The sequence below is a fragment of the Xanthomonas sp. WHRI 7064 genome, assembly GCF_040202355.2.
Lineage (GTDB): Bacteria > Pseudomonadota > Gammaproteobacteria > Xanthomonadales > Xanthomonadaceae > Xanthomonas > Xanthomonas arboricola.
The window spans coordinates 2310380-2331520 of record NZ_CP167821.1; the positions used below are offsets into that span (position 1 = coordinate 2310380).

General features: G+C 67.9%; 14 protein-coding genes. 3 read left to right on the plus strand and 11 right to left on the minus strand.

The genetic code is table 11. The annotated features are described in order from the left end of the window. Window positions 1–529 precede the first annotated feature (529 nt). The 3 genes from ABQY74_RS09935 (at window position 530) to ABQY74_RS09945 (ending at window position 1988) form a co-directional block, all read left to right on the plus strand. Window positions 530–799, plus strand: coding sequence for a hypothetical protein (locus tag ABQY74_RS09935; protein ID WP_349791274.1), 270 nt, complete (start codon window positions 530–532; stop codon window positions 797–799). Then, window positions 796–1212, plus strand: coding sequence for a SymE family type I addiction module toxin (locus ABQY74_RS09940; RefSeq protein WP_029219772.1), 417 nt, complete (start codon window positions 796–798; stop codon window positions 1210–1212). Before ABQY74_RS09935 ends, ABQY74_RS09940 begins: the two co-directional genes overlap by 4 nt. Before the next feature lie 86 nt (window positions 1213–1298). Further along, on the plus strand, window positions 1299–1988 hold the full coding sequence (locus tag ABQY74_RS09945; RefSeq protein WP_349791276.1) for a hypothetical protein: 690 nt from the start codon (window positions 1299–1301) through the stop codon (window positions 1986–1988). Window positions 1989–2181: 193 nt separating this feature from the next. Here ABQY74_RS09945 and ABQY74_RS09950 read toward each other — a convergent pair whose 3' ends face one another. The 11 genes from ABQY74_RS09950 to ABQY74_RS10000 all read right to left on the minus strand — a co-directional run bounded on the left by ABQY74_RS09950 (window position 2182) and on the right by ABQY74_RS10000 (window position 21041). Continuing rightward, window positions 2182–3834, minus strand: a complete 1653-nt coding sequence (locus tag ABQY74_RS09950) for a chemotaxis protein CheA (RefSeq protein ID WP_016904945.1) — start codon at window positions 3832–3834, stop codon at window positions 2182–2184. Between the two features lie 2 nt (window positions 3835–3836). After that, window positions 3837–4463 (minus strand): protein phosphatase CheZ, encoded by a 627-nt coding sequence (locus ABQY74_RS09955; RefSeq protein WP_016904946.1) that lies wholly within the window; start codon window positions 4461–4463, stop codon window positions 3837–3839. Then, window positions 4463–4855, minus strand: coding sequence for a chemotaxis response regulator CheY (gene cheY / locus ABQY74_RS09960; RefSeq protein WP_002813536.1), 393 nt, complete (start codon window positions 4853–4855; stop codon window positions 4463–4465). Before cheY ends, ABQY74_RS09955 begins: the two co-directional genes overlap by 1 nt. 35 nt (window positions 4856–4890) lie before the next feature. Continuing rightward, complete coding sequence (locus ABQY74_RS09965) at window positions 4891–5658, minus strand: RNA polymerase sigma factor FliA (protein WP_024937674.1); 768 nt, start codon at window positions 5656–5658, stop codon at window positions 4891–4893. Then, complete coding sequence (locus ABQY74_RS09970; RefSeq protein WP_010374294.1) at window positions 5655–6539, minus strand: MinD/ParA family protein; 885 nt, start codon at window positions 6537–6539, stop codon at window positions 5655–5657. The genes ABQY74_RS09965 and ABQY74_RS09970 overlap by 4 nt, the downstream gene beginning before the upstream one ends. Beyond that, a complete protein-coding gene (flhF, locus tag ABQY74_RS09975) occupies window positions 6526–8208 on the minus strand; it encodes a flagellar biosynthesis protein FlhF (RefSeq protein ID WP_245101941.1) in 1683 nt (560 codons plus the stop codon). The genes ABQY74_RS09970 and flhF overlap by 14 nt, the downstream gene beginning before the upstream one ends. Before the next feature lie 734 nt (window positions 8209–8942). Continuing rightward, window positions 8943–11015, minus strand: coding sequence for a flagellar biosynthesis protein FlhA (gene flhA, locus ABQY74_RS09980; protein WP_024937671.1), 2073 nt, complete (start codon window positions 11013–11015; stop codon window positions 8943–8945). A 17-nt stretch (window positions 11016–11032) separates the two neighbouring features. Beyond that, complete coding sequence (gene flhB / locus ABQY74_RS09985) at window positions 11033–12163, minus strand: flagellar biosynthesis protein FlhB (RefSeq protein WP_024937670.1); 1131 nt, start codon at window positions 12161–12163, stop codon at window positions 11033–11035. A gap of 176 nt (window positions 12164–12339) precedes the next feature. After that, window positions 12340–14427 carry an EAL domain-containing protein gene (locus ABQY74_RS09990; RefSeq protein WP_349791278.1) on the minus strand — a complete coding sequence of 696 codons (2088 nt, stop codon included), beginning with the start codon at window positions 14425–14427 and terminating at the stop codon, window positions 12340–12342. Window positions 14428–14755: 328 nt separating this feature from the next. Next, window positions 14756–17677, minus strand: coding sequence for a diguanylate cyclase domain-containing protein (locus ABQY74_RS09995; RefSeq protein ID WP_349791280.1), 2922 nt, complete (start codon window positions 17675–17677; stop codon window positions 14756–14758). A gap of 412 nt (window positions 17678–18089) precedes the next feature. Beyond that, the gene (locus ABQY74_RS10000) at window positions 18090–21041 is read right to left on the minus strand and encodes a diguanylate cyclase (RefSeq protein ID WP_349791282.1); all 2952 of its coding nucleotides are present in this window, start codon (window positions 21039–21041) and stop codon (window positions 18090–18092) included. Window positions 21042–21141: the final 100 nt, after the last annotated feature.

The window sequence follows — 21141 nt, forward strand, 5'->3', positions numbered from 1 at the left end:
AGAGGGCTGTTTCCAAACAAAGTGGAAAAAGCCTTCGTTCAAGCTGGGAATAATGGGGTTAGGTTCTTAGGTACCCCACATTTTTTTACGCCACCAGCGTCATCTGCTCGCGTACTGCGTCGGGCAGTGTGCGCAAGCGTTCTAGCCAGCGTGGAAATTACCGTGATAGGGTCAGGTGCACTTATCAGGCGACGGCGTTCGGCTTGCGTGGCCCTTATGGAACTGCGCCAGTGGCGCACACAGCCGCGCGAGACCTGCCAGCGTGTATTGACACGCCAGACCGCGTACTTGCAATCTAGTCCCAAGGAGCGTCGAAACTCCTCACGTAGCGGTACCCACCTCCGTCAAACCGGTGGGTTTTTTGTGCCTGCATCCTGCAGGTACAAGCCGACGCAATGCCTGCGTCGGGAGGGCGGCTAATACAACACCCGCAAGGGGAATATGCCCGCCGGCTACGTGCGGTTTCGAACCTCCCGACATCCCGTCGCCGTTGGCGGCGGTTCTTGGGTTGTTCCAGGAGGGCGTTGCCATGTCTACCGCACCATCCATGCCGGCATCTGTGCCGGTTGATCTGTTGCCAGCTTCCGCTTACCGCCTGCCGAGGGATATGGGCGATGTGCTGCGCAGGCTCGACGCAAGCACAGCTATTGAGCAGGCGAGAGACCATACCGCGCATCCGCTGAGTCGCCAGCTCGGTGTATTGCCGCACGCCTCGCGCCGCCTGTCGGCACGCAGGGCTGTGCCATTGCAGCAGTACGTCGCTGCAACCATCACCCGCTATCACCCGGAGGCGCTATGACACGCCGCCGCCCACCCACGGCATCTGCCAGCGCACGGCCCACCCGCACACGTACGCGCCCCGCGCCGCCCAAGCGGGTGCAGTGGGTCGTTGTGGAGCCCGACCGCACCAAGCTGCCACCGATGCTGCCGCCCGACCCGGACGCCTCGCCGCAAGGCCCCGGCACGCTACGCGCACCCCGCCGCGCCCGCCGCCCGCGCCAATGCACCGTCAGCTACACCCATTACCCCGGCGCCCACGACCACGCCGGCGACCAGCACGTGCCCCACGTCCGCCTCAGCGGCCTATGGCTGGAGCAACTGGGCTTTGCCATCGGCACCAAGCTGCGCATCACCGCCAGCGAAGGGCAGCTGCTGATGGAGGTGTTGCCGCCAGCGGAGGTGCCGGCCAGGGCGCGCAGTGTGCGGCGATGATGGTGCGGCTGCCAGACCCCTTGCGATTGACCTCGGTGCCGGATCCCACTAGCGTCGCAGCCACACCAGCGCACAACGGACGCTTCATGATCGCGCGCCCCCTCTACGCCTTGCTCGCCACCCTCGCTCTGGGCGCATGCGCCCACACGTCGGCCATCCCAGCCGCGGCAACCGTCACGGAGACATCTGCCATGCGTTCCTCATCCGAATCCGCAGTCACTCCCGCTGGCAGTGAACCCAGTGGGCCGATACGAACGGCAGAGGATGCGCTCACCCGCATGCTTGCATTGATTCAAGCTATTGATGGACTGGACGATCTGACACCTGACTACCTGCAGTCCAAAATGGGGGTTCCGGTGACGCGTGCGGCAGCTGATCCCAAGCGTTATGGCGCCAGTGCTCCGCTTACCAGTGAGTGGGGTTACAGCTTTGGCATGGACCAGACGCCTACTGCGGGGCGTTGGTTCGAGTTCACTTTTATTCCGGCGCAAGCGGGTGCTTCCCCGTCCATGGCGGAGATCTGCGGGATCGATTTCGATACGTTTACCAAGAAGCTGGAAAACGCCGGGTTTGTACGTCAACGCAACATGGTGGAAGACGGGCGATGGATGAGTGACTTCTTCAGCCGCCCGGGCATGCGCGTGGAGGTGTTTCCACGAGGTGAGTCAGATGCACCGCAGGAGCGGGTGGAGCACCACTGTGTTGAATGGATCTACATTCGTTCAAATAACGGTTCCACAAATAACGGTTCCAGGTTCAGTTCCACGGCAGCCTGACCGTCGCCAAACCATCGCGCCCATGCCCGCGCGCGTAGCGGCATAGATCGGCAGCCATGCTGGTAGTGAAACGACAACGGCCGCAGTACGCGGCCGTTGTCGTTAGATCAGGCAACCAGGATCGTCTTGACGATTCCCGATTCCCGATTCCCGATTCCCGATTCCCGATTCTCCCAATCCCGATTTCCCAACCTCAATGATCGCTGGAGCGCAATCCATCCACATCCAGGATCAGCGCCATGCGGCCGTCGCCGATCAGGGTGGCGCCGGCGTAGCCGGGCAGGCCGCGCAGGGCGCGGGGCAGGGGCTTGATCACCACTTCCTCGCGGCCGCGGACCTGGTCCACCACCAGGCCGAAGCGGGTTTCGCCGGCCTGCAGCAGCACCACCGTCAATAGCGGCGGTTGTTCGGCAGGCACGCCCAGCCAGCGGCGCAGGTCGATCAGCGGCAGGGTGTGCGAGCGGCGATCCAGCACGGCGCGGCCGTCGAACCAGCCCAGCGAGGTCTGCGGGGCGTGCAGTACTTCGACCACGCGCGCCAGCGGCAATGCATAGACCGCTTCGCCGGCCTGTACAAGCAGGGTCGGCAGGATCGCCAGGGTCAGCGGCACACGGATCATGAAGCGGCTGCCGCGGCCAAGTTCGGACTGGATCTGGATCTGCCCGCTGAGTTCGCGGATGCGCGATTGCACCACGTCCATGCCCACGCCGCGGCCGGAGATGTCGGTGACCTCGGCCTTGGTCGAAAAGCCCGGCATGAAGATCAGATGCAGACACTCGTCGGTGCTCAGACGGGCGGCGGCTTCGGCGTCGATCAGGCCTTTATTACGGGCGATCTCGCGCAGGCGTTCGGGGTCGATGCCGGCGCCGTCGTCCTGGATCTCGATGCTGACGTAGTCGCCTTCCTGCTGCGCGGACAGGCGCACATGGCCGCTGCGCGGCTTGCCGGTGGCTTCGCGCAGGGCCGGCGATTCGATGCCGTGGTCGATCGCGTTGCGCACCAGGTGCACCAGCGGGTCGGCCAGGGCCTCAACCAGGTTGCGGTCCAGTTCCGTCTCGGCGCCGATCAGTTCCAGTTCCACTTCCTTGGACAGCGTGCGCGCGACATCGCGGGCCACCTTGGGGAAGCGTGCGAACACCTTGCTGACCGGTTGCATGCGGGTGCGCATCACCGCGGTCTGCAGGCGGGCGGTGGCGATGTCCAGGGTGCTGACCGCGCGGTCGAGTTCTTCGTCGCGCAGGCGGGTGCGCAGGGTCTTGAGGCGATTGCGCGACAGCACCAGTTCGCCGATCAGGTTGACGATGGCGTCCAGGCGCTTGGTGTCCACGCGCACGGTCTGCTCGGCGTCGGCGGCCTTGGCCGCCGCCTTGGGCGCGGCCTTGGCGCCCGGCGCAGCAGCGCCGTGTGCGTCATCGTGTGCGGGTGCAGCGGCAGCGGCCTTGGGCGCGGCCTTGACCGCCGGCGGGCCGCTCTTGGCGTCGAACTGCGCAATCAGCGAGGCCGGTGCATGCGGCACGGTTTCGCCCGAGCCCATCGCGTCCAGCATGGCCTGCAGATAATCCAGCGACTGCTGCGCGGCATCGAAGTGATGCGCCTGCAACACCGCCTGGCCGGAGCGCGCCATGCCCAGGGTTTCCTCGGCGGCGTGGCAGAGCTCGACCATCGGCTTGATCGCCAGGAAGCCGGCGCCGCCCTTGAGCGTGTGGAAGCCGCGGAACACCGCGTTGAGCTGGTCGGCTTCGTCCGGTGCCTGTTCCAGCGACACCAGCTGTTCGCCGAGGCGATCCAGGATCTCCTGGGCCTCGACAATGAAATCGGCAGCAATATCGTCTGGAACAGCACTCATGGTTACAGCCCCAATCCGGACAGCAGGTCGTCGGCGTCGTCCTGCGACACCGCGTGACGGTCCAGGCCCTTGACTGCAGGACCGGCAAGACCGCCGTCGTCTTTCTTCGGCTCGGGATTCTTCGGCGGCAGGCCGAGCGCACCGAAGCCCTCGTGCACGCGCCGCACGATCCCGGCCACGCGACGGATGATCTGGCCGCTCAGGTCCTGGTAGCTCTGCGCCAGCGACAGCTCGGTCAGGTTATGGCGCATCTTGTCCATCAGCGCGCCCTGGTCCTGGTTCAGGCCACCGTCGCGTAGCTGGTTGGCCAGCTCGCGGCATTCCTCGACCAAGTCCAGCGTGCGATGGCTGGCCTTCTCGGTCATTTCCACCACGTGGTCCAGGCGCGAGCAGGCATCGTCCAGTTCGCCGGCTTCCTCGGGCACGGTGGGCAGCTCGCCCAGCGCCTGCCCGAGTTCGCGCGCGAGCCGGCTCAGGCTCTGCATCATCGGGCGCGTGCGCAGCGCGGCGAGGTGGTCCACCTCGCGCCGCCAGGCGACCTGGTCACCGCTTTCCAGTGCATCGAGCGCGTGCTGCAGGCGTTCGATCAGGGCGGCACGTTCGGCATCGGCTTCCACGGTGGCGTTCATCAGGCGGTCGCCGCCAGACGTTCGAACACCTTGCCCAGCTTCTCTTCCAGGGTCTGTGCGGTGAACGGCTTGATGATGTAGCCGTTCACGCCGCACTGGGCCGCTTCGATGATCTGCTCGCGCTTGGCTTCGGCAGTCACCATCATCACCGGCAGGTGCTTGAGCTTGGCGTCGGCGCGGATGTTGCGCAGCAGGTCGATGCCGGTCATGCCGGGCATGTTCCAGTCGGTGACCACGAAATCGAACGGGCCGGCCCGCAACGCCGCCAATGCGCTGTTGCCGTCTTCGGCCTCTGCGGTATTGGTGAAGCCCAGATCGCCCAACAGATTCTTGACGATACGTCGCATCGTCGAGAAGTCGTCCACGATCAAAATCCGCATGTTCTTGTTCACATCAAGCTCCTAACACTAAAAAATGCGCGAAAAAATCATTCGTCAATTTCGACACCGGCATCGGCCAGTTCGAAGACCTTGAGGCGGCCGCGCAGACGCACCACCGCCTGGCCATGGATCTGGCAGACGCGCGATTCGCTGACACCAAGCACGGCGCCGATTTCTTTCAGGTTCAATTCCTGTTCGTAGTACAGCGACAGCACCAGCTGCTCGCGCTCGGGCAACTGGCCGATGGCCTTGCCCAGCTCGCGGCCGAATTCGCCACGCTCCATCATCTGCTGCGGATTGGGGCCGCCCTTGGCGGTGGTGTCCAGCTCGCCGTGATCCTCGATCCGCGACTCCAGGCTCAGCACCTGGCCGCGGGCGGCATCTTCCATCAGACGCAGGTAGTCGGGCAGCGGCATCTCCATCGCGGCGGCCACTTCGGTGGCGGCGGCGGCGCGGCCGGTGTGCTGTTCGATCTTGCGCACGGCGGCGGCAGCGTCGCGTGCGCGGCGGTGCACCGAGCGCGGCACCCAGTCGCCCCGCCGGATCTCGTCGATCATCGAGCCGCGGATGCGGATCGAGGCATAGGTTTCGAACGAGGCGCCCTGTTCGGAGTCGTAACTGCGCGAGGCTTCGATCAGGCCGATCATGCCGGCCTGGATCAGATCGTCCACTTCCACGCTCGCCGGCAGGCGTGCGGCCAGATGGTGGGCGATGCGGCGCACCAGGTCGGCGTGCTGGGTGACGATGTCGTTGGCGTTGTTGCGCTGCACGGCGCGGTACTGCGCGCTGGCCGTGGTTGCGGTAGCGGTGCTCATGCGGCCACTCCCCGTTGGATGATGCGTTCGACGAAGAACTCGACATTGCCGCGCGGCACGGTGGGGGCCTGCCAGCGCGAAGTACGGCGAGCGATTTCTGCAATGGCCTGCGCCGACGGACTGGCGGGGTAGGCCTTGATGACCGGCTGCTGGCGCTGCACCGACAGGCGCAACCAGTCGTCCTGCGGCACGTGGCCGAGGTAGTTCAGCGACACGTCGCCGAGGAATTTTTCGCAGACCCGCGACAGCTTGTCGTACAGCAGGCGGCCCTCGTTGGGGTCGCGCACCATGTTGGCGATGATCTGCAGGCGGTCCACGCCGCGTTCGCGCGAGAGCACCTTGATCAGCGCATAGGCGTCGGTGATCGAGGCCGGCTCGTCGCAGACCACCACCACGGTGTCCTGGGCGGCCTGGCAGAAGGTCAGCACGCTGTCGGTGATGCCGGCGGCGGTATCGATGACCATCACGTCCAGGTCGCGTTCCAGCTCGGAGAACACGTTGACCAGGCCGATGTGCTGGGCCGGGGCCAGTTCGGCCATGTGGCGGCGGCCGGAGGCGGCCGGGACCACCAGCACGCCGCCGGGGCCTTCGATGATCACTTCATCCAGCGTGCAGCGGCCGGCGATCAGGTCGGCCAGGGTGTACTTGGGCGACAGGCCCAGCACCACGTCCAGGTTGGCCAGGCCCAGGTCGGCGTCCAGCAGCAGGGTGCGCTTGCCCATGTCGGCCAGCGCCACGGCCAGGTTGGCGGAGATGTTGGTTTTACCCACGCCGCCCTTGCCACCGGTCACGGCAATGGTGCGCACCGGGCCCAGGGGCTCGGGACGGGTCGCCGACAGGGGGAAGGCGTTGGTCAGCTTGGCGTATTCACGCGACTGCATGGTTGTGCTCCGGAGTACAGGGCTTATCGGCAGCGCGCCGCAAATCTTCAAGGCGAAGAACGAGACTGGCGGCATTGGCGCGGTGCAGGTCGTCGGGGACCCGCTGTCCGTCAGTCACCCAGGTGATGGGCATTTGGTGATCGACGACAACCGACAGCGCACTACCGAAGCGGCCGGTCTCGTCAAGTTTGGTCAGCACCACGCCCTGGGGCTTGGCGTGGGCAAAGCGGCGCACGACCTCGTCGAGGTCGGAAAAGTGCGCGTTGGCAGGCAGCACCAGCAGCGAAGTGACCTGGTGCGCGGCGCGCAGCCAGTTCAGCTGGGCGGCCAGGGCGCGGTCGCGCTGGCCCATGCCGGCGGTGTCGATCAGCACCAGCTTGTAGTCGCGCAGGCGCTCGAGCAGTTCCAGCAGGCTTTCGGCGCTATCGGCCTCGTGCACGGCGATGCCGAGCTGACGGCCGTAGCTGTGCAGCTGCTCGCGGCCGCCGACACGCTGGGTGTCGGTGGTGACCAGGGCCACGTCGCGCGGGGCGTGCTGGGCGGCGAAGCGCTGGGCGAGCTTGGCGATGGTGGTGGTCTTGCCGGCGCCGGTCGGGCCGACCAGGGCGATCACGCCGCCGCGTTCCAGCGGGTCGACCGGGGCCACCGGCAGGCGCTTGGACAGCAGGCCCAGCATCAGCCCGCGGCCGCGGTGCAATTCGGTATCGGCCGGGATCTGCAGTGCCACGTCGCGGATCAGGCCGGCGTCGAAGCCGTAGTCGTCCATCAGTTCCAGGGCCTGCGCGCGCACCGGCGAACCACGCAGGCGCTCGTCGGTGAGGCGGTTCATTTCGCGCTCGATCATCTGCCGCATCAGCGCCAGCTCGCCACGCAACTGCTTGAGTTCTTCATCGTTCTGCGGCGCCGGGGCGGCGGCGACCGGCACCGCGGCCAGCGCCGGCGGGGCGACCACCAGCGGCGGCAACGCGGCCGGCGGCAGGATCTGCGGCAGCGCGTCCAGGTCGAAGTCGGCGTCGTCGTCCAGCGCGTCTTCGTCCTGGTCGTAGCCGGCCTGCACGGGGGCAGCAGCGGCGGCCATGATCGGGGTCGGGGCCTGCACCGGGGCAGCCTGCACGGCGGCGCGCTGCACCGGCGCGGTGGTCAGGAAATCGGCGAACAGTTGTTCCGGCACGGCCGACAGCGCGTGCTCCTGGCGCGGCGCGGCGGTCACCGCGACGGCGTGGGCCAGGGCCTGGGCGGCGGGCGAGGGGACGGCGGCGCTACGCACCGGTGCGGGCACCTGCGGCTGGCGCGGCACGTTGACCGGCTGGCGCAGCGCCATCGCGGCGATCATGTCTTCGGCGGCGCTGGCAACGCGCTGGCGCTGGCTCGTGCCGGCATCGGCGGCCGGCTTCAGCGGTGCGTGGACCGGTGCGGCGGCGACTTGCGGGGCCGGTGCCTGCGGAGCTGGTGCCGACGGGATCGGCGCGGCGGCAACGGCCGGCGTCTCGGAGCGCGCGGTTTCCAGGGCGCGCTGCACGAGTTCTTCGTCGTAGTTGCTGGCAGCGACGATCTCGATGCCTTCGGCGGTGCGGCGATTGGACAGGATCACTGCGTCCGGGCCATGTTCTTCACGCACCATTCGGAATGCGGTGCGCATGTCCGGGGCAACGAAGCGTTTGATTTTCATGCGAAGTGCCTCCAGGAACGGGACCCGCCGGACGCCGGACGGGTGCGCGATGAATGTGGGTGTGTTGCCAGCGTCATGAGTTGCCTGTCCCGTTCGGTTGTTCCAAGTGCTGCTCTCGCCCCGCAGCGGTGGCGCTGGCTGCGGTCTCGGCAGAGCTAATGCACGCGGCGTGCCAAAACGGGGTGCCGGGGTTCCGGCGCGGGAAGCTGGGGCGTCGGGACGGGGCGGGGGCTGTGTGTCCGGCCGCGTCCGACGGCTTCAAGTCAATGGATTGATTGACTTTTTTCCGGGGCGGCGATGCGCTGGTGGCGTCGTGCGGGCGAATGCGCTGGCGGGTCGGAGGTCGTGCCTGGGCCGCTTGGAATGCCTGGAAACGGCCAGCGCCGTGCAATCGATTGGAGATCCGGACCAGTGGCGGCTTTCCGACGCAGGGTGTGCTGGTCGGTTGCCGGCCTGCTGCCATCGCTGGTCGACGTGGTGGGTGGGTTCGTAGGAGCGCACCCGGGCGCGACGGGCCGTCCCGGTAACGCCTGTCGCGCCCAGGTGCGCTCCTACGGTGGTGTCGGCGTCTGTGGTGTGTTCCCGGATTGCCTGGCCTGTCGTAGGAGCGCACCCGGGCGCGACGGGGTGTCCCGGTAACGCCTGTCGCGCCCAGGTGCGCTCCTACAGTGGTGTCAGCGTCCGCGGCGTGTTCTCGGATTGCTGGCCTGTCGTAGGAGCGTCGGCGGGCGGTCTCAGCTGATCGTGCCGACCAGCTTCAGGCGCTTGTCTTCTGGCACTTCGCTGTAGGCCAGTACCGACAGGGACGGGACGCTGTGGCGGACCAGGCGGGCCAGGGCGGCGCGGACCTGGCCGGGCACCAGCACCACTGCCGGTTCGTTGCGCGCTTCCTGCTTGCCGACGCAGTCGGCCAGGCTCTGGTGCAGGCGTTCGGCCAGGCCGGGCTCCAGCGCCACGCCGTTGCCGTGGGTGGATTCCTGCAACACGCGCTCCAGCTGCGGGGCCAGCGTGTAGACCGGCAGCTCGGCCGACATGCCGGCGATTTCCTGCACGATGAAGCGGCCCAGCGAGGTGCGTACCGCGGCGGTGAGGGTAGTCGGGTCCTGGCTGTGCGGGGCGTGTTCGACCAGGGCTTCGACAATCTTGCGCAGCTGGCGCACCGGGATGCGCTCGATCAGCAGGTTCTGCAGCACGCGCACCACCACCGACAGCGGCAGCGCCTTCGGGGTGAGGTCTTCGACCATCTTCGGCGCGGTCTTGGCCAGGGTCGCCAGCAGCTGCTGCACTTCCTCGTGGCCGAGCAGTTCCGGGGCGTGTTCGCGGATCAGGTGCGACAGATGGGTGGCGACCACGGTGGCCGGGTCGACCACGGTGTAGCCCATCGATTCGGCATAGGCGCGTTGGTGCGGCTGGATCCAGGTGGCGTCCAGGCCGAACGCCGGGTCCTTGCCAGGGATGCCGTCGAGCTGGCCGAGTGCGCCGCCCGGGTCCAGCGCCAGTTCGCGATCGGGATAGATTTCCGCGGTGGCCACCGGCACCCCGTGCACCAGCAACCGGTAGGCATTGGCCGACAGTTCCAGGTTGTCGCGGATATGCACCGGCGGCACCAGGAAGCCGATGTCCTGGGTGAGCTTGCGGCGCACGCCCTTGATGCGCGCCATCAGTTCGCCGCCCTGGTTCTTGTCCACCAGCGGAATCAGCCGGTAGCCCACTTCCAGGCCCAGCGGGTCGATCGGGCGCAGCTCGTCCCAGCTCAGCTCCGAACTGGCCTGGGCGGCAGTGGCCGCGGCGGCGGCCTTGGGATCGGTGGCCGGGTCGCCGGTTGGCGGGATGACCAGGCTGCGCTTGTACATTTTCCAGGCGATCACGCCCAGGATCAGGCCCAGCGTCAAAAACGCGACGTTGGGCATGCCCGGCACCAGGCCGACCAGGCCCAGGATGGCCGCGGCCACCGCGAGGGCGCGGTGCTGGCCGAACACCTGGCTGATCATGGCGCCGCGCATGTCCTGCGCGCGCGAGGCGCGGGTCACCAGCAAGGCGACCGAGGACGACACCAGCAGGGCCGGCAGCTGCGCCACCAAACCGTCGCCGATCGACAGCAGGGTGTAGGTGGAAGCGGCATCCACAAAGCTCATGCCGTGCTGGAACATGCCCACCGCCATGCCGCCGACCAGGTTGATGAACAGGATCAGGATGGCGGCAATGGCGTCGCCGCGGATGAACTTGTTGGCACCGTCCATCGCACCGTAGAAGTCGGCTTCCTCGCGGACTTCCTCGCGGCGGGCCTTGGCTTCCTCGCGCGTCAGCAAACCGGCGTTGAGGTCGGCGTCGATGGCCATCTGCTTGCCGGGCATGGCGTCCAGGATGAAGCGCGCGGTCACTTCCGACACGCGCCCGGCACCCTTGGTGATGACCACGAAGTTGATGATGGTCAGGATCGCGAACACCACGATACCCACTGCGTAGTTGCCGCCGATCACGAACTGGCCGAATGCCTCGATCACCTTGCCGGCCGCGGCATGGCCGTCCTGGCCGTTGATCAGGATCACGCGGCTGGAGGCGACGTTCAGCGCCAGCCGCAGCATCGTGGTCATCAGCAGCACGATCGGGAAAATGGTGAATTCCAGCGGGCGCTGCACGTACACCACCGCCAGCAGCACCATCAGCGAGATGGCGATGTTGAAGGTGAACAGCGCGTCCAGCACCGGCGCGGCCAGCGGCACCATCAGCATGGCCAGCATGGCCATCAGCGCCAGCGGCGCGCCCAGGCCGTTGCGCAGCAACTCCATGATGCGCCGGGCATTCATCGGGGCGGGTTGGGCGCTCATGCGCTGGCTCCCTTGCCGAACTCATCCACGTCCAGCGACGGCAATTCCGGCATCGGGCCGCCGTTCCAGCCACGCAGCTGGTAGACGTAGGACAGCACCTGGGCCACGACCGAATAGAGTCTCACGGGAATTTCCTTGCCGATTTGCGCTTCTCTATACAAGGCGCGTGCCAAAGGCGGGGCGGTGACGATCGCCACGCGGTGCTGTTCGCAGGCTTCGCGGATGCGGAAGGCCATTTCGTCCACGCCCTTGGCCACCACGATCGGGGCGCGCATCTTGCCGCCTTCGTACTTGAGCGCCACCGCGTAGTGGGTCGGATTCATCAGCACCACGTCGGCCTTGGGCACCGCTTCCATCATCTGGCGCTGCGACATCTGCATCTGCATCTGGCGGATGCGGCCCTTGACCTCCGGGCTGCCCTCGCTTTCCTTCATCTCGCGCTTGATCTCTTCGCGCGTCATCTTCAGCTTCCGCAGCCAGTTCCACTTCTGGTACGGCGCGTCGATGGCGGCCAGCAGCACCAGCGCGCCAGCGGTGTAGAACAGCAGGCTCTTGGTGAAGTCCAGGCCGTTGCCCACCGCCTGTTCCAGCGGCTGGTTCACCAGCGAGCGCAGGCCGTGCAGGCCCTTGGAGATGCACAGGCTGGCGGCCAGGCCGACGAACAGCAGCCGCAGCACCGACTTGACCAGCTCGGCCAGGCTGTTGCTGCCCCACATGCGCTTGATCCCGTTCATCGGGTTGAGCTTGTTGAGGTCGGGCATGATCGCCTTGCCGGAAAAGCGCAGCCCGCTCATCAACAGCGGGCCGGCCAGGCCGGCGGCCAGGCAGATGCCGATCAGCGGCAGCATCACCCACAGCAGCTGCAGCAGCAGGTCGCCGAAATGGCCGAACAGCGCCATCGGGTTTTCACGCATCTTCGGGTCCGGGCTGAGCGCAGTCTTCATCCAGACGCTGGCGCCATCGCCGATGCCGCGGGCCAGGGCCATCAGCGCGAACACGCCGGCACCGAACACCGCGGCGGTGGACAACTCGCGCGATTGCGGGATGTTGCCCTGCTCGCGGGCTTCGCGCAGGCGTTTTTCGGTGGGAAGCTCTGTGCGTTCGCCGCCGTCTTCGGACTCGGACATGGAGGTGCCGGTGACTGGTCAGCCCTGCGTCATGCAAGTGGCGTTCCAGTTTGAGAGGCCGGGAATCGGGAATCGGGATTGGGGATTGGGTAGTCGGGACGCAGCGGCTGTGCGTGGGGCTGCTGGCGGGTCGTTGCGCGTGGATGCCGGGGCGGCGTTCGTTTTGACGCCTGCGCTCAGCCGGTCGGGCGAGTTGGGCCGTCGCGTTGGGCGACCACCACCGCGATGAAGTGCTCGGCGTCCATTGGCCGGCCCAACAGATAGCCTTGCAGCTGGTCGCAGCCCAGCCGTTCCAGCGTGTTGCGCTGGGCGGTGGTCTCCACGCCCTCGGCCACCACCTGCAGGCGCATGGTGTGCGCCAGTGCCACCACCGCGGCGACGATGGCGATGTCTTCCGGGCCGTTGTCCAGGGCCTGCACGAAGCTGCGGTCGATCTTGAGTTCGTGCGCGGGCAGCTTGCGCAGGTACATCAGGTTGGAATAACCGGTGCCGAAGTCGTCGATGGCAATGCGCACGCCCAGCGTATTGAGCTGGCCGAGCGTGCGCAGGCAGGCCTCGGCATCGCGCATGGCCATGCTCTCGGTGATTTCCAGGGTGAGCTGGGCCGGTGGGATCGCGTAGTCGGCCAGGGTGGTGGCCACCTCGTCCAGCAGGCTGGGCGAGGCCAGTTGCGTGGCCGACAGGTTGACCGCCACCCGCCAGTGCCCATGTCCGGCCTCGCGCCAGTCGCGCATCTGCCGGCAGGCCTGCTGCAGCACCCAGCTGCCGAGCGGGCCGATCATGCCGCTGCGTTCGGCCAGCGGGATGAAGCTGTCCGGCGGCACCAGGCCGCGCTCGGGGTGCTGCCAGCGGAGCAGCGCCTCGGCGCCCACCGGGCGGCCATCGTCGGCGCAATACTTGGGCTGGTAGTGCAGCACGAACTGGCCCAGTTCCAGCGCACGCGGCAGATCCTGCAGCAGCTGCAGGCGCTCGCGGGTGGTGCCGGTCATCGAGCGCTCGAAAAAGCTGTAACGGTTGCGGCCGGCCTGTTTGGCGTGACTCATCGCCGCATCGGCATGGATCATCAATTGATGCTCGCTGCCGGCATCCTCCGGATACAGCGCAATGCCGACGCTGCTGCTGAGGCGCAATTCCTGGTCGGCGACCAGGAACGGCACCGCCAGTGCCTGCAGCAGATGCGCGGCGATGGCGGCGGCATCCTCGGGGTCGGCGATGGCCGACACCAGCGCGAACTCGTCGGCCCCCAGCCGCGCCAGGCTGCCGTGGGCGCGCCGGTGCGCACTCATGCGCCCGGCCACCGCCACCAGCAACTGGTCGCCGAACTGGTGGCCGTAGCCGTCGTTGATGGCCTTGAATCCATCCAGGTTGATCAGCATCACCGCAAAGCGCTGCCCGTCACGCTGGGCGCGGTCGATGCTTTGCAGCACGTGCTCGTGCAGCAGCACGCGGTTGGGCAGGCGGGTGAGCGGGTCGTGCAGGGCGGCCAGCACCAGCTCGGCATTGGCCTGCGCCAACGACCGCGCGAGCACGTCGGTGCGTTGCTGGAAGCGCCGCGACAGCACCGAGATCACCAGCGCCAGCGCCAACAGCGCCAGCGTGACCAGCACCACCACCGCGGCCAGCCAGGGCAGCGGCAGGTGCGCACCGGCGGCCGCGCCGCAGATGCTGCCGGGCGCAAACTGCGCGGCGGCCATGCCGGTGTAATGCATGCCCACGATCGCCACGCCCATGATCATCGCCGCGATCAGGCGCAGGCTGTAGCGGCGCCCGTCGTGGCGCAGCCGGAAGGCGATCCACAACGCCGCCGCCGAGGCGCCGATGGCGATGGCAAGGGACAGCCCGAACAGCAGCGGGTCGTAGCTGATGGCCGGGGACATGCGCAGCGCGCCCATGCCCATGTAGTGCATCAGCGCAATGCCCAGCCCCATCAGCACCGCGCCCATGCCCAGCCGCGGCCATGGCAGATCGGCACGCGAGGTCAGCCACAGCGCGAATGCCGATGCCAGAATCGCCGCCAGCATCGAATAGGTCGTCAGCGCCAGGTCGTAGCCCAGCGGAATCGGCAGGCGAAACGCCAGCATGCCGACGAAGTGCATCGACCAGATGCCGATCCCCATCGCCACCGCGCCGCCCATCAGCCAGGCCACGGCATCGCCGCCACGGCTGGCAGTCACACGTGCGGCCAGATGCAGTGCGGTGTAGGAGGCCAGCACGGCCACCACCAGCGACAGCATCACCATGCCAGGGTTATAGGTTCCGACCACCCATCCACTTCCGGCGCCGAGGGACGCACTTGCTCAAGCACCTAGCGACCCCGGGCGCCACTTCTTGAGCGCCTGCAGGCAGCCGGCAGCGATCGACGCGCATGCGCTGCAGGTCACGCGCAACTGCGCTGGTCGGCCGGGCAGGGCAGCCGGCGATGACTGTGATGCGGCGGGTTGGTGGTGAGGGTTTCTGTGCGCGAGGTGACGGCGCTGGCGATGCTGCGGTGCCGTGACCGGCATGCGGGTGGCTGCCAGTGCATGCGTTGATGCTGTGCGTCGCGCTGAAATCCGTACGTAGCGAGCTGCGCCCGACCGGCGACTCTTGGGCTCACGCCACCGACGATTCGGGCTCTTCCGGTTCGATGCGATTGCGGCCATGCCGCTTGGCGCGGTACAGCGCCTCGTCGGCACGCGCCAGCAGCGTGGCGGCGTTGTCGCCGTTCCGGAACCAGGCCACGCCGACCGAGCAGGTCACCTGCAGCGGCCGGGCGGCACCCACCTCGTACGGTGCCAGGCTGAGCTTTTCGTGGATGGCGCGCAGCCGGTGCTGGCTATGCTGCGACATGCCCGGCAGCAGCAACAGCAGTTCCTCTCCACCGTAACGGCCCACCTTGTCCGAGTCGCGCAGGCAGGCGGTCAGGCGAGCGCCGACCTTGGCCAGGACCGCATCGCCGACCAGATGCCCGTGTTCGTCGTTGACCAGCTTGAAGTGGTCCAGATCGATCAGCACCACCGCCAGCGGGTGCCCGCCGTGCGCACAGGCCTGCAGTTCTTCGGCCATGGCTTCGAGCACGCCGGAGCGGTTGAGCAGGCCGGTCAGGGCATCGTGGCTGGCCTTCAGGGCCAGCGCTGCGCGCGCGCTTTCCAGATCGCGTTTTTCGTGTTCCAGCTGATAGGTGCGCTCGGCCACCAGTTCGGCCAGCATGCGCTCGCGCGCGACCAGATGGCGGTGCCGCCAGCGCCACAGGCCGGCCAGCAACGCGCTGCCGATCAGCACATACAGCACGATCGCCGGCGGGCTGCGCCACCACAGCGGGGCCACCGCAAACGGCAGGTCGGCGATCGGCGAGGCGGTGCGGCGGTAGCGGTCCAGCACCTGCACCTGCAGGCGGAAATGCCCGGAGGGCAGCGGCGCCTGGTCGATCGACAGGTTGTCGCTCTGGATCCATTCGTTGTGCAGGCCGAGCAGGCGGTAACGCACGGTCAGGCGGCTCGGGTCGTCGTAGACCTCCATCGTGGACAGCTCGATATGCAGCGGCTTGTCGCTCCAGCCCAGCAATTGGCCGCGCTGCACCGGCACGCCGCCACGGCTGACGCTGTCGATGCGCACGCTGGGCTGGCGCGCATCGAACAGCCGCGCCGGGTCCAGCAGATGGCTCACCCCGCGCGAGGTGCCGATCCAGACCGACCCATCCGGATCCTCGGCGAAGGCCGCTTCGGAGATGTCGTCCCACAGCAGGCCCTGCGATTGCGACAGATGCGCCCAACGCTCGCCGTCGTAGACCTCCACGCCACGCGCATGGCCCACCCAGACCCGGCCGAGGCTGTCGCCGCGCATCAGGTAGACGCCGACATCGCGCAGCGCCTCGTCACTGATCGCCTGCAGATCCAGCCGCTCGCCCAGCAACATGCCGTGCCAGAGACCGGGCCGGTAGAACGCCAGCCACACCTCGCCGCTATCGCTGATGTGGAACTTGCTGATCCAGGGGTCGGAGGTGCCGCCATTGACCAGCACCTCGACCTTGGACCAGCGCGTGCCCTGCAGCCGGAACAAGCCGTTGGCGGTGGACACCCACAGCGTGCCGTTGGCGGTCTGCTGGACGTCGGTATAGGCGATCGTGGGCATCTCGGTGACCGCTTCCATCGTGCCGCCATCCAGCGGACGCCGGATCACGAACAGCCCGCCCGCACTGAGCATCCACATCCGCCCCTGCCGATCGATCAGCAGGCGGCGCGCGGTGCGCGGCAGTTTGGCGATCTGCGCACTGCGGCCATCAGGCCAGGTGCGGCGCAGGAAACCGGCCGAATTGAGCGTCCACAGGCTGCCGTCGGCGCTGCGTTGCATGCCCACGATCTGGATCCCGGAGGCCTGCAGGGCCGGAACGAACCGGCCGCCCGGATCGACCTGGCGGCCGGTGCCATGTTCGTTGCCGACCAGCAGCGCCCCCTGCGCGTCGCGGGCGATCGACCAGGTGGGCGCGGCCGGCATGCCCTGCGAGACGTCCCAGTTCTCGATCCATTCGTAGCCGGCCCAGCGCACCAGGCCTTCGCCATCGACGGTCATCCAGACATCGCCATCGCGGTCCACCAGGATCGCATCGCTGCTGCCGGGCGGCAGCCCGTTGTCGGCGCCGAAACTGCGCCAACGGCCGTTTTCCCAGCGCGCCAGCCCGTCGTTGCGACGCACCAGCACGCGCCCTTCGCGGTCCAGCACCAACGGCGCTTGTCGCCCGATGGTTCTGCCATCGAGCAAGGGCAGCGGCCGCACGCTGAATTTGCTGGCGCCCGGCGCGCGATAGAGCAGGTTGCCGGTGCCGCGGACCCACAGTGCGCCGTCGTGATCGCGCAACACGCTGTACCAGCGATCGTCCGGCACGCCTTGGTCCGGCCCGTACACCTGCACCTTGCGTTGCGCATCGATGGCGCACAGCCGCTTGGCGCAGCCGGCCCACAAGGTGTCGCCGTCCACCGACAGGCTCAGCACCTTGGACAGCTCGGGCACGCGCACCCGTGTGGCGGTATCCAGCAGCGGCTCGCTATGCCAGTGGCCGTTGCCGCGTGCGCTCAATCGTTCCAGCGTGCCGCCATTGGCCAGCACCGTGCCCCAGGAGGGACTGGCCAGCAGCATGTCTTCCTGCAGGTGTTCGGCCTCGTCGGGGGCCAGCTTGCGGAAGCCGTGCTCGTCGCCGACGAACAGGGCCTGGAAGCCGGCCACCCACAGCCGCCCGTCGGCGGCTTCGGTCATCGAGGTGATCGGTTCGTTGCGCAGGCCATCCAGCATCACCTGCTGGAAGCTGCGCCCGTTGTAGCGATACAGGCCGCTTTCGGTACACACCCACAGCAGCGTGGCGCGGGTCTGCAGCAGGCAGGTGCCGGCCAGCCCGAGCAAGCCCTGGTCGTGGGCGTAGCGACGAATGCTCGCGCTCTGCGCGCCGGCCAGATCGGCCAGCGACAGCAAGGCCAGCAGCAGCACCGCCAAGAACGGTGCACGCCGGCCTGACGACCTGCATTGACGGTACTCAACCCCCACGAGCGTTGCACTCTCCCACGCATCGGCGCGTGTGGTCCGCGCCCCTCGCGCGGGTGTCTCACGCTTGCCATGGGCGGCCCCCATAGCAGGCCGCAGTAAACCGACTAGCGGCTGTTCACGCGTGTTTCTTTAATGCTTAAGCAGGCATGGCGGTGTGAGTGCGCAGCGCGCATGGCCATTGCCAGGGCATGTTGTTCCCGAGCTGCACACTGTTGCTGCAGGCGCGATCACGCAGATGGCTTGATGCCGGTTTCAAAACGGTTGCGTGCTGTTCGCACACAAGTACCCGTGTGGCAGCGGACATTCTCTGCAGCGACGTGTCTGCAGGCGCGCCGCCCAGGCGCGTTGTGCGCCGGGCGGTCGGCAGATCGCAGCATTGGCACGGCCTTTCGGCCTGCGTCCAGGCGCAGGCTCAGCCGCTGGCCGCGGCGTCGTAGCGCACATGGTCGTAATCGATGCGGTTGCGCCCATTGCGCTTGGCGCGATAGAGCGCGGCGTCCGCGCGCGCCAGCAGCTGTTCCAGGGTTTCGCCCGGCTGGAACCAGGCCACCCCGACCGAACAGGTCACCGGCAGCACGCCGCCATCGATCGGGTAGTTGCCGCAGATCCCGCGATGCAGTGCCTGCAGGCGATGGGTGGCCTCGGTACTGAGCCCCGGCAGCAGCGCCAGCAATTCCTCGCCGCCGTAGCGACCGATGCGGTCGTCGCCGCGCACCAGCGTGTCCAGGCGCCGGCCGACCTCGGCCAGCACCGCGTCCCCGGCCAGGTGGCCGTGCTGGTCGTTGACCAGCTTGAAGTGGTCCAGGTCGATCAACACCACCGCCAGCGGCCGCGCGCTGGTATCGGCACGCGCCAGCATGCCGCGCAGCGCGTGCAGGATGCCGGCGCGATTGAGCAGCCCGGTCAGCTCGTCGTGGGTGGCCTTGAGCGCGAGCTCGGCGCGTGCCGCCTCCAGCTCGCGCTTGTCCTGTTCCAGCTCGGCAGTGCGCTCGGCCACCAGTTGCTCCAGCTCGCGTTTGCGCCGCAGCAGTTTGCGCGTGCGCCAGCGCAGCAGCGCGATCACCGCGGCAATGCCCAGCAGCACGTAGCCGGCCACTGCCGGCACGCCGCGCCACCATGGCGGGCGCAGCACGAAACGCAGCCGCGCGACCGGGCTGGCGCTGCGTTGGTAGGCATCCAGCGCCTGGACTTCCAGCGTGTAGGTGCCGGGCGGCAACAGCGGGTAGGTGAGGTGACTGAGCGAGGTCTGGGTCCAGCGCGCCTGGTGGCCCTCCACCCGGTAGCGGAAGCTGATGCGGTCCGGGCCGCCTTCGGCGCCGGGCGCGCTGATGTCCACATCCAGCGGCACCTGCGACCAATCGACCTGCGCTCCCGGCATGATCGCCTGGTTGCCACGCCGCACGCGCAGGATGTCCACGCGCAGTGGCGGCGCGGCGAACACGCGCAACGGATCGATCAGATGGGTGGCGCCGCGGCTGCTGCCGAGCCAGATGCTGCCATCCACATCCTCGAAGAACGCATTGGCCGACATGTCGTCCCACAACAGGCCCTCGGTGCGCGTGGCCCGCGACCAATGGCCGTTTTGCAGCATGTCCAGGCCCTGACTGCTGCCCAGCCACAGCCGGCCCTCGCGGTCGTGGCGCAGGATGAACGGCATTACCCGCGCCACCAGCGGATCGTCCACCGCGCGCAGCGCCAGCACGCCATCGGCCTGCAGGCGGCCATGCCACAGCCCGGTATCGCGCAGCGAGATCCACAGCTCGCCATCGGGAGCAAAATCGATCAGGAAGAAATCCTGGCTGGGCAGCGCGCCACGCACCTGCACGCGCTGCCAGGCACTTTCTGCCTGCCGCTTGTACAGCCCCTCGCGGGTGCTGGCCCAGAGCCGGCCCTGGGGGTCGAGATCGACATCGCCCACGAACGCGGCCGGCACGCCCGGATCGCGGATGGCCTGGTATGGCGCGCCCGGCGGCATGTGATACAGGCCGCGCGGGGTGGTGATCCACAAGGTGCCGGCCGCGTCGAACAGCAGCTTGTTGATCGGCAGGCCCAGCTGCAGCACGTCGACGGTCCGGCCGCTGCGCGGATCGCGCCGCGCCAGCGCGCCGGACGAGCGTGCCACCCAGGCGGCGCCGTCTGTCGGCGAGAGCGCCAGAGAGATCGACTGCAGCAGCGGCTGGCCGTCGTCCAGCGTCCACGGCTGCATGCGCCCGCTGCGCGGATCCAGCACATTGGAGCCGGCATCGCTGCCGACCAGCAGTTCCCCGCTGGGCAGGCGCTGGATCATCCAGGTCGGCGCTTCCGCCAGGCCCTGGCTTTCGTCCCAGTGTTCGATGTTGCCGTAGCCCAACCAGCGCTGCACGCCCAGGCCACGGGTACCGATCCACAGCTGGCCGGTGCGCTGCATCAGCAACGGGCCGACCATCGGGCTGATCGGCAGCCCCTGGTCGTGGCCAAAATAGCGCCAGTGATCGCCTTCCCAGCGCACCAGGCCGCGATCGGAGCGTGTCAGCAGGCGGCCCTGTGCATCTTCGGACAGGGTGGTGGCGGCCGAGAGCGTGTCGAAGCTGGTGCCTGCCGGCGCCGCATGGTTGCGGAATACACGCTCGCCCGGCGCGCGCGATAGCACCAGGCCACCGCCGCGCAGCCACAGGGTGTTCTGGTGGTCGCGAAAGATCGCCCGCCACTGCCGCTCCGGCACTCCGTCGGCTTCGCCGAGCAGCTCGGTGCGTCCGTTCTCGTCGATCCGGCAGACGTGCGGCCCGCAGCTGCTCCATAGCGCCGTGCCATCGGCAAGTAACGCCTTGCCGGCCGGCAGGCTGGTGCCATCGGCCAGCTGCAACGGCAGCGGGTGCACCGACCAGCCGCCCGTGTGGTCCGGCGACAGGCGCAGCAAGGCGTTCTCGCTGACCACTACCATGCCGCCGGCGTAGGCGGCCAGCACATTGCCGCTGTCGGCGCGGATCGGTTTGCCGTCGCGCAGCAGCTGCACGAACGCACCGCCGTCGCGTACGAACACGCCGTTGGCACTGGCCACCCATAACCGTCCTGCCGCATCCAGCGCCAGGGCGCGGATATAGCGCGCATCCAGGCCGCTTTCCTGGCCGACCGGTATGAAACTCTCGCGCTCGAAGCGGTGCAGGGCCAGCTCGGTGCCCACCCAGACCACGCCCTGGCGGTCTTCGAGCAGGCTGTTGACGGTCATGCCCTGCAGGCCATCGGCCTGGGCGTAGTCGCGGAAGCTGTAGGTCTGCGCCCGCGCGTGGCTGCACGCCAGCAGCACGGCAATCCAAAGACAGCCCCAGGCCCACCAGTGGCCGCGTCGTGACGCAATCGGAGCGAACAGCGCAGACAGGTTGGGCATCGGTTCCCGCCGACTTTGGCGTGGGTGAGTGATGACGATTGGCGGTATCAATCGTCCTGTGGCGTTGACGGCTGACCGGCGAAAAACTTGAGGCAGTTCA